Source organism: Patescibacteria group bacterium (assembly GCA_016784145.1).
Classification (GTDB): domain Bacteria; phylum Patescibacteriota; class Patescibacteriia; order UBA2591; family UBA6264; genus BS150m-G65.
On sequence record JADHVF010000002.1, the window covers coordinates 53,493 to 68,191 of the forward strand.

Below are 14,699 nucleotides of genomic sequence, written 5' to 3' on the forward strand. Positions count from 1 at the left end.
ATATTATTATATGTGTTGGCTAATTGTTTTTCTTAAACTTTTACTCAATGTTTTTTTATTTCTCTTGTTTCTTTTTATTTTTCCAGATTCTTTGGCATTAAAATGGTTTTGGCCACATGTTTTATGTAGCAATTTTCCGCTCTTTGTTTTTTTAATTCTTTTGGCTATTGTTTTTCTTGTTTTCATTTTTTTCTGATTAATACAGTTATTTTATTGTTTTGTCTTTTTGGTCGTTGCTCGACTATTGTTTCCTGCTCAATCTCATCTATAAATTTATTGAGCATATTAAAGGCAAGGTCAAAATGAGCTTTTTCTCTTCCCTTTAATATTATTTCGATTTTAACTTTATTGCCTTGTTCTAAAAACTTGGTAGCATTTTTAATTCTAAATTCTAAATCATGTTTTCCTGTTCTTGGAGTTATTCTTATTCCCTTGGTTCCCTTGGCCTTTTGGCTCTTTTTTTCTTTGCTTTCTTTTCTTTTTAAGTCGTATTTTAATTGTCCAAAATCTAATATTTTTGCTACTGGTGGTTCTGCTTTTGGACTAATTTCAACTAAATCAAGTTTTTCATTTTTAGCGATTTCAAGAGCTTCAGATATTTTTACTATTCCTAAGTGTTCGTCATTTTTGCCCAATAAACGAACCTTTTCTGCTTTTATTCGATTGTTAGTTTTATAATATTTCAATTTTTTTAATTAAATAATTATTGATTACTGATTATTGATTAATGATTACTGATTAGTGATTATTGATTACTGATTAACTATTAGTTAAATGGTGGAGATGGCGGGTAATTCTCCCGCGTCCGCAAACAATTAAACAAAAATATCTACCTTTATAGTTTGGTTATTTTTCTCGATAAAAAAATAGAAACCAAACAAAATTTTTTTTACCAAAGCCCTATTTTATTTAAATTAATTTTATTGGGCATTAAAATTAATCTGTCCTGCAAAAATGATACCAATATTTGCTAGCAGGAGTCGTAAACATCAGCAGTGATTGTCAATTTTATGCAACCACAGGGCTTAAAGCAGGAACAGATAAAATCTGTTTTGCTTTTACCAATAAATTTTTGGCATTTATTTGTTTTTAGAGAATTAACGCATCTCTTAAAACGAAAGGCTGTTTTTGAGTAATAATCTCGTCAATTATTAACATCCCCTAAATAATTCAAAGAACTTCAGTATATTTTATTAGTATAACAGATTTTTTACAAAAGTCAATATTTACTTTATTCTTCGTCTTTATCTGTTAGTTTTTTTTGAATATTTTTTGGTACAGGAGAATAGCAATGAAATTCCATTGATGAGTTTCCTCTTCCTTCTGTTATTGATCGCAGCGTGGTTGTGTATCCAAACATTTCTCCTAAAGGAACAATTGCTTTTATTATTTTTATTTTTTCTCTTGCTTCGGTTTCTTGTATTTGAGCTCTCTTTGAATTAAGGTCACCAATTACATCTCCCATAAAGTCTCCTGGAGCAGCGATTTCAATTTTCATTATTGGCTCAAGTAATACAGGGTCTGCTTCTTCAACTCCTTTGCGAATGCCCCTGGTAGCAGCTACTTTAAAGGCTGCTTCAGATGAATCAACTTCATGGAAGCTACCATCATAAACTGCTACAGACATATCAACAATTGGATATCCTGCTACCACGCCAGTGCTCATGGCTTCTATTACCCCTTTTTTAATTGCAGGAATATATTCTCTTGGAATTGACCCACCTTTTATTTCATCTTCAAAAACAAACCCCTTTCCTCTCTCCAAAGGAGTTAATCTTAATAAACAATGTCCATATTGACCCCTCCCTCCAGATTGATGAATGTATTTTCCTTCGGTTTCAACTTCTTTGGTGATTGTTTCTTTGTAAGCAACTTGAGGCCTGCCCACATTTGCTTCTACGTTGAATTCTCTTTTCATTCGGTCAATAATAATTTCTAAATGTAATTCTCCCATTCCTGAAATAATTGTTTGCAAGGTCTCTTCATCGGTTCTAACCTTAAAGGTTGGGTCTTCTTCTGACAATTTATTTATAGCCACCCCCATTTTTTCTTGATCTGATTTTGTTTTAGGTTCAACAGCCACGGATATAACAGGATCAGGAAAGGTAATAGATTCTAATATGATTGGGTCATCGAGAGAACATAAAGTATCTCCAGTGGTTGTATTTTTTAAGCCAACAATTGCTGCTATATCTCCAGCTAAAATTTCCTTAACTTCCTCTCTTTTATTGGCATGCATTCGTACTATTCTGCCAATCCTTTCTTTCTTCCCAGTACTAGAATTAAGCACATATGAGCCTGCTTCTAGTTTTCCGGAATAAATCCTAAAATAACATAAACGACCTACAAAAGGATCTGTAGCAATTTTAAAAATAAGAGCTGAAAATGAGGCATTTTTATCTGCTTTTCTTGTTTTTCTTTCTTGTTTGTTTTCTTCTTCCTCTTCGTCTACAGCTTCTTTTATGGCTGGAACATCTAAAGGAGAAGGAAGATATTTACAGATTGCCTCTAATAGTGGCTGAATGCCTTTATTTTTTAGAGCAGAACCACAGAATACTGGAACAATAGATCGACTTGTAACAGCTTTTCTGAGTGCTTGTTCTAGTTCAGTTACTTTAATTTCTTCATTGGCTAAATATTTTTGCATTAATTCCTCGTCATTTTCAACGATTTTTTCAATTAAATCATGTCTGTATTTAGTTGCTTGTTCTTTCATTTCTGTTGGGATTTCCCTTGTTTCTGTTTCTTTCCCCATTTCATCTAAATAAATTATTGCTTTTTCTTCCAGTAAATCAATTATTCCATTAAAGTCAGCTTCTGTCCCAATTGGTAACTGAATTGGAATGGCGTTTTTGGTCAATCTTTCATGGATAGATTTCATGTCAAAATAAAAGTCAGCCCCGGTTCTATCTAATTTATTTACAAAAGCAATTAAAGGAACCTTGAATTTATCAGCTTGATGCCAAACTGTTTCTGATTGAGGCTCAACTCCAGCTACTCCATCAAAAACAACTACGCCACCATCAAGAACTCGAAGAGACCTTTGGACTTCAGCCGTAAAATCAATGTGTCCAGGTGTATCGATAATATTTATTTTAATATCTCCTTGTGACTTTGTTTCCCAAAATATAGTTGTGGCAGCAGAGGTGATTGTTACCCCTCTTTCTTTTTCTTGTTCCATCCAGTCCATTTCAGCTTCTCCTTCATGAACTTCTCCGACTTTGTGTTTTTTACCGGAATAATATAAAATTCGTTCAGTGACAGTTGTTTTACCAGCATCAATATGAGCAATAATTCCAATATTGCGAGTTTGTTTTAATGATGTTTCAGTCATAATAATAAATAAAGTTAAAAATTTTCCCCCTTACTTTTTAATAAAAGAAACGGGGGAATATAAGTTAATATAATAATTTTATAAGTTTTATCTGGCAAAGTGAGCAAAGGCTTTGTTTGCTTTTGCCATTTTGTAGATGTTATCTTTTTTTGTTATTGTTTCCCCTTCGTTGTTGGCTGCTTGCATTAATTCAGCAGCAAGCTTAACAGGCATTGTTTTTCCTTTGGTTTTTTTTACAGAACTAATAATCCATTTTGATGCTAAAGTGAATTGTCTGGCTTCGTTTGTTTTATAAGGAATTTGATAGTTTGTTCCACCAATTCTGCGAGACCGCAGTTCAACCACAGGAGATACATTTTTAATTGCTTGTTCAAATATATCAACGGGATTTTGTTTAGTTTTGGTTTTAATAATATCAAATGTTTCAAATATAATTTTTTGAGCTATGCTTTTTTTTCCACCCTTCATTATATAGTTAATAAACTTAGCTATTTTAATTGAGTTATATTTTGGGTCTGGATTTATTTTTCTTTTTATGGCTTGTTTTCCTCTCATGTTGATTGATTATTGATTATTAATTATTGATTATTAATTATTGATTATTAATTATTGATTACTGATTATTAATTATTGATTACTGATTATTGATTACTGATTATTGATTACTGATTATTAATTATTGATTACTGATTATTGATTACTGATTATTTTTTAATTTTTTCCTTTTTGGCCCCATAAAGCGAACGGCTTGTTTTTCTTCCTTCAACGCCACTAGTATCATATACTCCACGTACGACATGATATCTTACTCCTGGCAAGTCTTTCACTTTTCCTCCCCTTAAAAGAACCACAGAATGCTCTTGAAGATTATGACCAATTCCAGGGATATAAGCAGTTACTTCCATGCCATTTGATAGGCGGACTCTAGCAATTTTTCTTAAAGCAGAGTTTGGTTTTTTTGGTGTCTGAGTTGTTACTTTTAGACAGACTCCCCTTAAAAATGGATTATTAGCAGGTGTTCTTTTTCTTTTTAGAGTATTAAAATTACTTCGCAAAGCAGGTGTTTGCGATTGTTTCTTTGTTCTTTTTCTTTTATTTTTTATTAATTGATTTATTGTTGGCATAATAATCTATTTTATATGTTTTTAAAAAAAAGTCAACAACTTAATGTTTAAAATCCAAATCCTTGACCAGTAATTATGTAAAATAAAAAATTTGCTATAGGAGAAAGAAATGAAAAGGCAATAAACATTGCTATTAGAATCCCAAAAAATCCTAACTGTTCAACATGTTTCCATTGGTTTGGAAAAAGGCCTGCGAAGATTTTCGAGCCATCAAGAGGTGGAAAGGGGATCAAATTAAATAAGGCTAAAAAAATATTAATATAAATAATTAATTTTAAATACATTAAAAATTGGATAAAATATAATGAAATCATGTTTGTTGGCAAAAATACAAATAAAAGCCTTAAAATTAACCCAATAAATATAGCAATGCCAAGATTTGATAATGGTCCGGCTGCGGCTACTTTTAATGTTCCGTATTTAGAATCCCTTAGGTTATATGGATTAAATGGAACTGGTTTTGCCCAGCCAATAAAAATTCCAGAAGACATCAATAAAAATATGGGAAGGATTACTGTTCCAATTGGATCTATGTGTGAAATTGGATTTAATGTTAGTCTACCAGCATTTTTGGCTGTTGGGTCTCCTAATCTATAAGCCATCCATCCATGTGAGTATTCGTGAAATACAGCTGAGAGAATAATAATAATGTATAAAAAAATTTTATCCATTTTACAGAAGTTGCATTAATTTATTAATTTGTTAAACTATTATGACGGATTATTAAAAATAAACAAGTATATATGTCTAGAAAATGTTCAATTTGTAATCGAGGACCACAAACAAGCGTTTCCAGAACCCATTCAAATATTGCTAATAAAACAAAACAATATTTAAATTTACAAACAAAAAAGATTCTTGGAAAAAAAATGAAGCTTTGCACTAAATGTTTAAAAAATTTTAAAAAAAAAAATAACTTTTAATTATTTTTATTTTTTAGAATTAATATTTCATTTCTCTTCTAATTTTTTTGTCTAATTCTCTTTTTTTAATTATGGCTCTTTTGTCTGTCTGTTTTTTGCCAATACCAATTCCGATTGTTATTTTAATAATTCCTCCCTTAAGATATGTCTTTAATGGAATTACAGATGTTCCCGGAGACTTGATTTTTCCAATCAATTCTTTGATTTCTTTCTTGTTTAATAGGAGTTTTCTTTTTCTTGATGGATCATAGTTTTGTTGAACGCTAAAGGCTGGAGCATATCTTGATACATGAATATTTATCAACCACAAGGAATTAGTTGGACCAATGTCAACATAACTGTCTGAGAAATTAATATTACCTTGTTTTATTGATTTTACTTCAGGGCCTGTTAAAATGATTCCCGCTTCAAAGGTTTTTAATATCTTATAGTTATAGTATGCTTTTTTATTTTTGTTTATTATTTTCATATTATGAATTATAACATATTGTTTTTATAATTAAAAATGTTATAATAAAAAATATGAAAATCGGAATAGATTGTCGCACAATTTTAAATCCTGCTAAAGGTCAATCAGCTGGACTTGGCCATTATGTATATCAACTGGTTCGACATTTGATAAGCAATGACAAACAAAATACGTATGTTTTATTCTTTGATCGTTCTATTCCCAAGAAAAGATTAAAGAAGTTTATAAAAAAAAATACAATAATCAAGTTCTTTCCATTTATAAGTTATACAAAATTTTTAAAATTTCGTTATTTTGATTTTTTAGAAAGCGCTGTTTTGTTAAACGAGAATCTTGATATTTTCCATTCTCCATTGCCGTCTTTGCCTTTGTCGTACAAAGGAAATTCTGTTGTTACTGTTCATGATGTTTCTATTTATAGGTTCCCGGAATTATATTCCAAAAAAGAGGTTTTTAATTTAAAAAAGGAAATCCCAGATACATTAAAAAGAGCGAACAAAATAATTACTGCTTCAAACTCTACTAAAAAAGATTTAATAAAAATTTTTAATATAAATCCCGAGAAAATAAAAGTAGTTTATCATGGAATTGATAAAAGATTTTTTAAAAAATCTTCTGATAGCAGTATAAGAAAGATAAAAATTAAATACAAGATTAAGAAAAAATATTTTCTTTTCTTGGGCACGCTTGATAAAAGAAAAAATATTACAGGAATTATAGATGCTTACGAACATTTTAGAGATAAAAAAATTGATTTAAATAAAAAAATAAAACATTCTAGTAAATTTTTTGATTATCAACTTGTATTAGCAGGAGCTGTTGGAGAAAATTCTAAAGATATAAGTAGAAAGATTTCTTTTTCAAAATATAAAAAAGATATTTTATTGCCAGGATATATAGAAGCAGATGAACTATGTCCTCTTTTTCAAGGCGCTGAAATTTTTATTTCACCTTCTATTTATGAAGGGTTTGGAACACCAATAATAGAAGCAATGGCTAATAATTTGCCAGTAATATCAAGTAATGTTTCCTCAATTCCTGAAATAACAGATAATTGTTCAATATTGGTTAATCCAAATAATAGTAAAAAAATAGCTCAAACAATGTATGATTTATTGTCAAACAAGGAATTAAGGCAAGCAATAATATCTTGCAACAAACAAAGGGCAAAATTTTTTGATTGGGATAAATGTGCTAAAGAAACCATTGATGTTTATAAGAAAATATAATTAATAAGTTTAATTAAAAAAAATATGCAAGAAGAATTTAAACAAAACACACAAGAGGGGGGAACAAAATCAAAAAAAAGAGGATTAATTTTTTTGATAGTTGGTATTGTCATATTGGTAATGCTGGTTGCTTTTTTGGCTTATACAATGTTTTTTTCTGTGAAAGCAACATCATCATGGAGTGCTGTTTTTCTAAATAATGGCAGAACTTATTTTGGTCACATAATCAAGCAAGACGTAAGATTCTTGACCTTAACAAATGTTTATTACATACAAGTTCAACAGTTAGCTCCAGATCAAGAGGGAGCACAGCCACAACAACAGCTTTCTTTGGTTAATATTGCAGATGAGTTACATCAGCCAGAAGATGTGATGAAAATTAATCTTGACAATGTTTTATTTGTTCAGGAATTGAAAGAAGATTCACAAATAGTCACTACAATTGGCCAACTGTCAAAATAAAAAAGCATAATTGATTTAATTTTTGTAGAGTGAATAGCTTTAAGAACAGAAGCAATTTTAATGCGGCTGGTAGTTTATTAATTGTTGTCTTTATATTATTAATTATTTTTGTTATAGCAGTTGGATTATTTTATTTAAGTAAAAATAATAAAACAAGGTTTAATTCTGGGATTGATTTTTGGATACATGGTGAGCCAGTTCAGTCATTTGGAGTTGAAGATAGCTTTTTTGTTTTTATCAAAAATAAAGAAATCAGAGAATTGGAAGACATCACGGTTACGCTTTTTTTTCCAGATAAATTTAATTTAATCCATGAGAATTTAGAGTGCGAAGAAATATCTACTAACAGGTGTTCATGGCACATAGATAGAATAGCCAAAAACGGGCTAAAGGATATTAAGTTTTCAGGGATATTTTTAGGAGACATAAATAGTCCACAGGTTTTTAGAGGAGAGATTAATTTTAAGTTAAAGGGATTTTCTTCAGTTTTTCAAAAAAAATTATCCTTTTCAGTTAATATAGAGCCGTCATTTATGTTGTCAGTAAATATGCCAGATAAAGCTCTTTCTTATGAAGATTTAGAGTTTGATTTTTTTTTAAAGAGCATTGTTAACGAAAATATTTCTAATATTAAGATTATTTTTAATTTCCCTGATAATTTTATTCCAAAAAAGATAATTAATATTAATAATAAAGAAGAAAAAGTTAACACAACAGAACAATCTAATAATATAGATATTAATATTGATAAAATAGATAAAAAAGAATTAAATTTTAAAATAATAGGATTTTTTGATAAGCCAAACAAAGATTCATTTTTTAATATAAATGCTGGGATAATAGATAATAAAGTTTTTTATAATCAATCATTACAGCCAGAAAATATAAATGTAACTGATTTTGGTTTTAAAGCGCTTGTGAGTATTGATGAAAATAAAGAGCCTGTTCAGGATTATGATTGGGGAGATGATGTTTCAATAAAAATGGCCTATTTTAATGATAGTGACAAGGTTGTTGAAGATTTTGTATTGGAGATGAGAATTGATAATAAAAAATATGCTTATATTTCAGAGGATGACTTGCTTTTTAAAATAAAAAAGGTTTTACCAGGAGAAAGTGGAAATGTTAATTTTAGTTTGCCATTGAAGTCGTCAACTCAAGCAAGTAAAAATAATTATAAAAATGCAAATTTTTTAATATATGCTATGGCCAGCGGTATATTCTCAGACAACCAAGAGTGGAAATCCAAAAGCAATGAAATAGATATAAGGATTAATACATTTGTAGAGCTTGAAGCAGAGGCGCGTTATTATAATGATGAAAGGGTTGCTATTGGTAGCGGTAACCTTCCTCCTAAAATGGGAGAGGAAACAAGTTATTGGATTTTTTGGAGGATAAAAAATACTACTAATTCAATAAAAGATATTTTTGTAAAAACAAAATTGCCAACCAATGTATCTTACTTAAACAAAACAGGGGCAACCAATGGTTTAATATTATATGATGCCAAGGCCAGGCAAGTAATTTGGCAAATACCAACTATTTCAGCATATAGAGGAGGAGGATACTCTTTGTTGGAAGCCGGGTTTGAAGTGTCTGTCTCTCCTATAATTTCAAATGTTGGCTCTGTTATGGATTTAACAAAAGATATATTTTTGAATTTTGAAGACAATTTTACTCAAGATTCTACTTCAATAATAAAAAATCCTTTAAATACATTTTTAAATGCAGACCCGGTATTTAATGGTTCAGGGGTTGTATTAAAATAAATAATATTTATGTCTAAAATAAATTTTATTAAAATTGAAGAAAAAATTTTAGATTTTTGGAAACAAAAGAAAATTTTTACTAAATTAAGAAAAAAAAATGCAGGTGGAAAGGCATGGTCTTTTTTAGATGGGCCTATTACAGCCAATAATCCAATGGGAGTTCATCATGCTTGGGGAAGAACATATAAAGATATTTTTCAGCGATATAAAGCAATGAATGGCTATGACCAAAGATATCAAAATGGATTTGATTGTCAGGGTCTTTGGGTTGAGGTAGAGGTAGAGAAAGACAAGGGCTTTAAAACAAAAAAAGATATTGAAACATACGGGATTGAAAAGTTTGTTAATGATTGCAAGCAGAGGGTTACAAAATATTCAGACATCCAAACACAACAATCTATTCGCCTTGGTCAATGGATGGATTGGGATAATTCTTATTATACAATGTCTGACGAGAATAATTATGCAATTTGGAACTTTTTAAAGAAATGTAAAGACAAACAAATATTATATAAAGGAAAAGATGTTGTTCCTTGGTGTATAAGATGCGGCACAGCCATTTCGCAGCATGAAATTTTAACAGAGGAATACAAGGAAGTGTCTCATAAGTCAATCTTTTTTAAACTGCCAATTAAAGGAAGTCCAAATACATTTTTTATGGCTTGGACAACAACTCCTTGGACTTTGCCTGCTAATGTGGCTCTGGCTGTTCACCCAGAATTAAATTATGTAAAAATCCAAGACAGGAAAGACAATAATATTTATGTTTTACTTGAAAGCAAATCAGAATTAGTTGTAAATGGAAAAATAATTGATAAATTTGTTGGTGAAAAGTTAATAGGAATGGAATACGAGGGAATGTTTGATAACATGAAAGAGCCTAGCCAACAATTAAAGTCATATAAGCATTCAGTTATTTCATGGGATGAAGTGACAGAAGAAGAAGGGACGGGGATTGTTCATATTGCTCCTGGTTGCGGACAAGAGGATTTTCAACTCAGCAAGGAGTTTAATATTCCGGTTATTGACCCAACCAATAAGCAAGGAAAATATAAACAAGGATTTGATTTTTTAACAGATAGATTTGTGACAGAAGTTAATGAGGTCATTTTTGACGATTTAACCAAAAGAGGGTTTGTTTTTGATATCAAGGATTATCAGCATCGTTATCCTACTTGTTGGAGATGTAAGTCAGAGCTTATTTTTAGATTAGTTGATGAATGGTATATTTCAATGAAGAAGTTAAGAAAGCCGTTAGCAAAAGCTGTTAAAAAAATAAAATGGTTGCCAAAATACGGACTAGATAGAGAGTTGGATTGGCTTAAAAATATGAGTGACTGGTTAATTTCAAAAAAACGATATTGGGGATTAGCATTGCCTATATATGAATGTACTAAATGTAAAAAATTTGAAGTAATTGGGTCCAAACAAGAATTACAGGACAGAGCGATAGAAGGCTGGGTTGATTTTAGTGGACATTCTCCTCATCGTCCTTGGGTTGATAAAGTGAAAATAAAATGTTCAAAGTGTGATAATAAAATTTCAAGAATATTAGATGTTGGCAATCCTTGGCTTGATGCAGGCATTGTTCCATTTTCAACTATTAAATATTATTCAGATAAAAAATACTGGGAAAAATGGTTCCCCCCTCATCTTGTTTGTGAATCATTTCCAGGTCAGTTTAAAAATTGGTTTTACTCTTTAATTGTAATGAGCGTTGTCTTAGAGGATTGTCCACCAGTAGAGACAATTTTTGGATATGCATTAGTAAAAGATGAACACGGAGAAGAGATGCATAAATCAGCAGGAAATGCAATTTGGTTTGATGATGCGGTTACTAAAACAGGAGTTGATGCAATGAGGTGGCTTTATTTTAGCTCCAATCCTTTTAATAATCTTTATTTTGGGTTTAATAATATTCAAAAATCACAAAATAAACTTTTAGTACTTTGGAATATTTTTGTTTTTTATAAAACTCATGGGAGTAAAATTATTAAAGCACAACCAATGGGTAATGTTTTAGATAAATGGATTATTTCAAAGTTAAATAATTTAATTTTAAAAACAACTTCAGGATTAGATGAATATAATACATCTTTTGTGGCCGAAGAAATAGCCAAGTTTTTAATAAAAGATTTTTCAAGATGGTATTTAAGGATGTCAAGAAATAGATTTAGAGATTTATCTAATCAAGCCGACAATCAGCAGGCGAATTATACATTATATTTTGTGCTTCTTAATCTTATTAAATTATTAGCTCCCATAACTCCTTTTTTGGCTGAGGAAATTTATTTATCAATCAAGCAAGACAATGATGTTGAATCTGTTCATTTGTTTAGTTGGCCAAAAGCAGACCAGCAAGCAATTAGCAAAGACATGGAAGATAAAATGAGTTTGGTTCGGGAAATTTGCGAGATTGGTCATAGCATTAGAGTTAAGGCAGGCATTAAAGTCAGACAACCATTAAGTTGTGTGGCCATTAAATCAAGCAAAATGACAGCAGAGCTAGAAAATTTAATTAAAAAAGAATTAAATGTTAAAAAAGTTGATTGGGTTAAGAAAATTCCCAAGTCAAAGGATTGGGTTATGGTTGATGATAGCGATATATTGATGGCTTTAAACATAAAATTAACAGCAGAGCTAGAAGAAGAAGGGATTATAAGAGAGGTTGTTAGACAGGTTAATTCTTTGCGTAAAAAAAATAAATTAACAATCAATGACACTATAGAAATTTATTACGAGACAACAAGTCAGAGAATAAAAGAAGTAATAAAGAAAAACTTAGGCACATTAAAGAAGAATACAATTAGTTCATCTATTTTAGATAGAAAAATAAGTAATGATTTTTCCCAAAAGCAAATAAAAATAAACAATCAAGTAGTTGTGTTAGCAATAAATGTTTAATTTATTATTAAAATCTAATAAATCAAAGGCAAGAATTGGCAAACTAATAACAGCTCATGGTTCAATAGATAGCCCATTTTTTATGCCGATTGCTACCAAAGGAGCTGTTAAAGGATTGTCTCCCGAGGACATTAAATTGCTTGGGGCTCAAATAATACTCTCAAACACATATCATTTATTTTTAAGACCTGGTTTGGCAGTAATAAGTAGCCATAAAGGACTACACAAGTTTATTAACTGGAACAAACCTATTTTAACTGATAGTGGTGGCTATCAAGTTTTTTCTTTGTCTAAAAAAAGAATAGTTAAAAATAATGGAGTAGAATTTCTATCAGAGATAGATGGTCAAAAGATTTTGTTAACACCTGCTAAGGCAGTTAAAATTCAGAAAGTTTTGGGTTCTGATATTGTTATGGTTTTTGATGAGTGTGTATCATATCCAAGTAATTACGAACAAGCAGATAAGGCAATTAAAAGAACGACTAGATGGGCGAAACAATGTAAGCAAGAATTTTTAAAAAATAATCAAGACAATAAACAGTTGCTTTTTGGTATTGTGCAAGGTTCTATATATAAAGACTTAAGAATAGCGAGCGCTCGACAACTTATGGAGATAGGGTTTGATGGGTATGCGATTGGCGGACTTACATTAGGAGAACCAATCAATCAAACTTATGAAATGATTAATTTAGTGGAGCAAGTTTTAGATGAACAAAAACCGAGATATTTAATGGGAGCTGGTAAGCCAGAGCAAATCTTTAAAGCAGTTATGCTAGGGATTGATATGTTTGATTGTGTTATCCCTTCTAGAAATGCCAGACACGGACTTTTGTATGCTCAAATATCTGAACAAATCAAACCAAGTTTTAATAAAAAATCTTACAAAGAAATAAGAATACTTAATTCAAAATATAAAAATAATACTCAACCAATATCTAAGTATTGTAAATGTTATACTTGTCAAAATTATTCATTGAGTTACTTAAGGCATTTGTTTGTCACTAAAGAAGCTTTTGGGCAAAGATTGGCAGTAATTCACAATTTGTTTTTTTACATTAATTTAATGAAAAACATAAGACAATTAATAAAAAATGGGGACATTTAGCATCTCTTGACACAAGGGATTTAAATTTATATACTTGTTATAATGAGCCGCCATCGTCTAGTGGTTAGGACACCAGGTTTTCATTCTGGCAACAGGGGTTCGATTCCCCTTGGCGGTGCTTAATTAATAATAAATAATAAAAGAATTATGAAAATTAACGTTTATTCTACTGAAACTTGCGGGTTTTGTATTCAGCTTAAAAATTTTTTAGAAGAAAATAATATTGAATTCAATGAATTCAATGTAGGTAGTGATCAATCAGCAGCTAAAAAAATGATTGAAGCCACCGGGCAAATGGGAGTGCCAGTAACTGAAATTGACGGAGAATTTATAGTTGGATTTGATGTTAATAGATTGAAGGAAAAGCTTAATCTTTAATTTTTTTAATAATTATATGAATAGACTTGTTAAAGTAAAAAAAAATCTTCAGATATTAGAGTTTATTAGGCAGAGCGCGAAAAGCATGAGTGCAATTGGATACACTGAACATGGATTAAGACATGCAGAGCTTGTATCTAAGAGAGCTGGTTGGTTGGCAAAACAAGTTGGGTTAGACAAAAATAAACAGGAGTTAGCTTCTATTGTTGGATTTTGTCATGATGCAGGTAATTTTATGGGAAGAACTCAACATCATTATTGGGGAGCTGTTTTATTTCATCAAGTTTTTTCTAATAATGATGATTGCATTTTTTCTGCCAAAGAAATTACATCTATTGTTCAAGCAGTTGTAAATCATGATAAATATACAATGAAATTAACCAATGGAATATCAGCCATAGTTGTTTTGGCAGATAAGTCAGACACTAGTCGTTCAAGAGTAGAAGCAAAATCAATCAAAGAAATAACCAAAGATATTCATAATAGGGTAAATTATGCGGTTACAGATTCAAAATTAATTGTTGATAAGCAAAAAAATATAATTTCATTATCTTTAAAAATAGACACAAAATTTGTTTCAATCATGGAATATTTTGAAATTTTTACAGATAGAATGTCATATTGTAGAAAAGCAGCCGAATGTCTTGGGTATAAATTTGGATTGATTATTAATGATTTTAAATTATCATGAATAACAGGACAATAAAGATAAACGAACTGATTAAAAGAGAATTATCAGGTATTATTTTGAAGCAGATAAATATTCCACTAGGTTCCTTTGTTACAATAACAAAAGTTGAGACAGCTGCGGATTTAGTAAAGACAAAAATATGGATAAGCATTTTCCCGGATGAATATAATGAAGAAATTTTAAAGATTTTTAATAAAAACGCTGGCAAACTTCAAGATATTTTAAATAAGCGTTTATCAATGAAATGGGTTCCAAGGATTAAATTTTTTGTTGATTTAACAAATATAAATATTGATAAGAAATAAAATATA

General features: G+C 30.1%; 16 protein-coding genes, 1 tRNA gene and 1 other RNA gene. 10 read left to right on the forward strand and 8 right to left on the reverse strand.

All coding sequences use genetic code 11. The features are described from left to right. Nucleotides 1–6: 6 nt before the first annotated feature. From ISS06_01415 to ISS06_01445, 7 genes are all read right to left on the reverse strand, one after another. Nucleotides 7–186: a 50S ribosomal protein L35 gene (locus ISS06_01415; GenBank protein MBL7053844.1), complete on the reverse strand. Its 180-nt coding sequence runs from the start codon at nt 184–186 to the stop codon at nt 7–9. Next, nucleotides 183–686 (reverse strand): translation initiation factor IF-3, encoded by a 504-nt coding sequence (locus ISS06_01420; protein MBL7053845.1) that lies wholly within the window; start codon nt 684–686, stop codon nt 183–185. The genes ISS06_01415 and ISS06_01420 overlap by 4 nt, the downstream gene beginning before the upstream one ends. Before the next feature lie 89 nt (nt 687–775). Beyond that, nucleotides 776–1,162: a transfer-messenger RNA gene (gene ssrA, locus ISS06_01425) on the reverse strand. Nucleotides 1,163–1,231: 69 nt separating this feature from the next. Beyond that, nucleotides 1,232–3,334, reverse strand: a complete 2,103-nt coding sequence (fusA, locus tag ISS06_01430; protein MBL7053846.1) for an elongation factor G — start codon at nt 3,332–3,334, stop codon at nt 1,232–1,234. Nucleotides 3,335–3,421: 87 nt separating this feature from the next. Further along, the gene (rpsG, locus tag ISS06_01435; protein MBL7053847.1) at nt 3,422–3,889 is read right to left on the reverse strand and encodes a 30S ribosomal protein S7; all 468 of its coding nucleotides are present in this window, start codon (nt 3,887–3,889) and stop codon (nt 3,422–3,424) included. Between the two features lie 149 nt (nt 3,890–4,038). After that, on the reverse strand, nt 4,039–4,458 hold the full coding sequence (gene rpsL, locus ISS06_01440; protein MBL7053848.1) for a 30S ribosomal protein S12: 420 nt from the start codon (nt 4,456–4,458) through the stop codon (nt 4,039–4,041). Between the two features lie 47 nt (nt 4,459–4,505). Continuing rightward, nucleotides 4,506–5,129, reverse strand: coding sequence for a site-2 protease family protein (locus tag ISS06_01445; GenBank protein ID MBL7053849.1), 624 nt, complete (start codon nt 5,127–5,129; stop codon nt 4,506–4,508). A gap of 72 nt (nt 5,130–5,201) precedes the next feature. On the opposite strand from ISS06_01445, the gene ISS06_01450 reads away from it, so the two are divergent. Beyond that, a complete protein-coding gene (locus ISS06_01450; GenBank protein MBL7053850.1) occupies nt 5,202–5,381 on the forward strand; it encodes a 50S ribosomal protein L28 in 180 nt (59 codons plus the stop codon). 19 nt (nt 5,382–5,400) lie between these two features. On the opposite strand, the gene smpB is transcribed toward ISS06_01450, so the two are convergent. Continuing rightward, the gene (gene smpB / locus ISS06_01455; GenBank protein MBL7053851.1) at nt 5,401–5,850 is read right to left on the reverse strand and encodes an SsrA-binding protein SmpB; all 450 of its coding nucleotides are present in this window, start codon (nt 5,848–5,850) and stop codon (nt 5,401–5,403) included. A 53-nt stretch (nt 5,851–5,903) separates the two neighbouring features. Here smpB and ISS06_01460 point away from each other — a divergent pair, with 53 nt between their 5' ends. The 9 genes from ISS06_01460 (at nt 5,904) to rbfA (ending at nt 14,693) form a co-directional block, all read left to right on the forward strand. After that, nucleotides 5,904–7,079 carry a glycosyltransferase family 4 protein gene (locus tag ISS06_01460; GenBank protein MBL7053852.1) on the forward strand — a complete coding sequence of 392 codons (1,176 nt, stop codon included), beginning with the start codon at nt 5,904–5,906 and terminating at the stop codon, nt 7,077–7,079. Between the two features lie 24 nt (nt 7,080–7,103). Continuing rightward, entirely contained in the window at nt 7,104–7,541 is a 438-nt protein-coding gene (locus ISS06_01465; GenBank protein ID MBL7053853.1) for a hypothetical protein, read from the forward strand. A gap of 29 nt (nt 7,542–7,570) precedes the next feature. Beyond that, nucleotides 7,571–9,310, forward strand: a complete 1,740-nt coding sequence (locus ISS06_01470) for a hypothetical protein (protein ID MBL7053854.1) — start codon at nt 7,571–7,573, stop codon at nt 9,308–9,310. Nucleotides 9,311–9,319: 9 nt separating this feature from the next. Continuing rightward, nucleotides 9,320–12,214: an isoleucine--tRNA ligase gene (locus tag ISS06_01475; protein MBL7053855.1), complete on the forward strand. Its 2,895-nt coding sequence runs from the start codon at nt 9,320–9,322 to the stop codon at nt 12,212–12,214. Continuing rightward, nucleotides 12,207–13,319 (forward strand): tRNA guanosine(34) transglycosylase Tgt, encoded by a 1,113-nt coding sequence (gene tgt / locus ISS06_01480; GenBank protein ID MBL7053856.1) that lies wholly within the window; start codon nt 12,207–12,209, stop codon nt 13,317–13,319. The genes ISS06_01475 and tgt overlap by 8 nt, the downstream gene beginning before the upstream one ends. Before the next feature lie 46 nt (nt 13,320–13,365). Continuing rightward, a tRNA-Glu gene (locus ISS06_01485) sits at nt 13,366–13,437 on the forward strand. Between the two features lie 29 nt (nt 13,438–13,466). Continuing rightward, nucleotides 13,467–13,697 (forward strand): hypothetical protein, encoded by a 231-nt coding sequence (locus ISS06_01490; GenBank protein ID MBL7053857.1) that lies wholly within the window; start codon nt 13,467–13,469, stop codon nt 13,695–13,697. Nucleotides 13,698–13,713: 16 nt separating this feature from the next. Continuing rightward, on the forward strand, nt 13,714–14,388 hold the full coding sequence (locus ISS06_01495; protein ID MBL7053858.1) for a phosphohydrolase: 675 nt from the start codon (nt 13,714–13,716) through the stop codon (nt 14,386–14,388). Continuing rightward, entirely contained in the window at nt 14,385–14,693 is a 309-nt protein-coding gene (gene rbfA / locus ISS06_01500) for a 30S ribosome-binding factor RbfA (protein ID MBL7053859.1), read from the forward strand. Before ISS06_01495 ends, rbfA begins: the two co-directional genes overlap by 4 nt. Nucleotides 14,694–14,699: the final 6 nt, after the last annotated feature.

What these genes read in the sequence shown, in the direction of transcription:
- ISS06_01460 (MBL7053852.1), top strand. Translation starts at nt 5,904, where the DNA reads ATGAAAATCGGAATAGATTGTCGCACAATTTTAAATCCTGCTAAAGGT.
- ISS06_01490 (MBL7053857.1), top strand. Translation starts at nt 13,467, where the DNA reads ATGAAAATTAACGTTTATTCTACTGAAACTTGCGGGTTTTGTATTCAG.
- ISS06_01415 (MBL7053844.1), bottom strand. Translation starts at nt 186, where the DNA reads ATGAAAACAAGAAAAACAATAGCCAAAAGAATTAAAAAAACAAAGAGC.
- ISS06_01445 (MBL7053849.1), bottom strand. Translation starts at nt 5,129, where the DNA reads ATGGATAAAATTTTTTTATACATTATTATTATTCTCTCAGCTGTATTT.
- ISS06_01475 (MBL7053855.1), top strand. Translation starts at nt 9,320, where the DNA reads ATGTCTAAAATAAATTTTATTAAAATTGAAGAAAAAATTTTAGATTTT.
- fusA (MBL7053846.1), bottom strand. Translation starts at nt 3,334, where the DNA reads ATGACTGAAACATCATTAAAACAAACTCGCAATATTGGAATTATTGCT.
- rpsG (MBL7053847.1), bottom strand. Translation starts at nt 3,889, where the DNA reads ATGAGAGGAAAACAAGCCATAAAAAGAAAAATAAATCCAGACCCAAAA.
- rpsL (MBL7053848.1), bottom strand. Translation starts at nt 4,458, where the DNA reads ATGCCAACAATAAATCAATTAATAAAAAATAAAAGAAAAAGAACAAAG.
- tgt (MBL7053856.1), top strand. Translation starts at nt 12,207, where the DNA reads ATGTTTAATTTATTATTAAAATCTAATAAATCAAAGGCAAGAATTGGC.
- ISS06_01450 (MBL7053850.1), top strand. Translation starts at nt 5,202, where the DNA reads ATGTCTAGAAAATGTTCAATTTGTAATCGAGGACCACAAACAAGCGTT.
- rbfA (MBL7053859.1), top strand. Translation starts at nt 14,385, where the DNA reads ATGAATAACAGGACAATAAAGATAAACGAACTGATTAAAAGAGAATTA.
- ISS06_01495 (MBL7053858.1), top strand. Translation starts at nt 13,714, where the DNA reads ATGAATAGACTTGTTAAAGTAAAAAAAAATCTTCAGATATTAGAGTTT.
- ISS06_01465 (MBL7053853.1), top strand. Translation starts at nt 7,104, where the DNA reads ATGCAAGAAGAATTTAAACAAAACACACAAGAGGGGGGAACAAAATCA.
- smpB (MBL7053851.1), bottom strand. Translation starts at nt 5,850, where the DNA reads ATGAAAATAATAAACAAAAATAAAAAAGCATACTATAACTATAAGATA.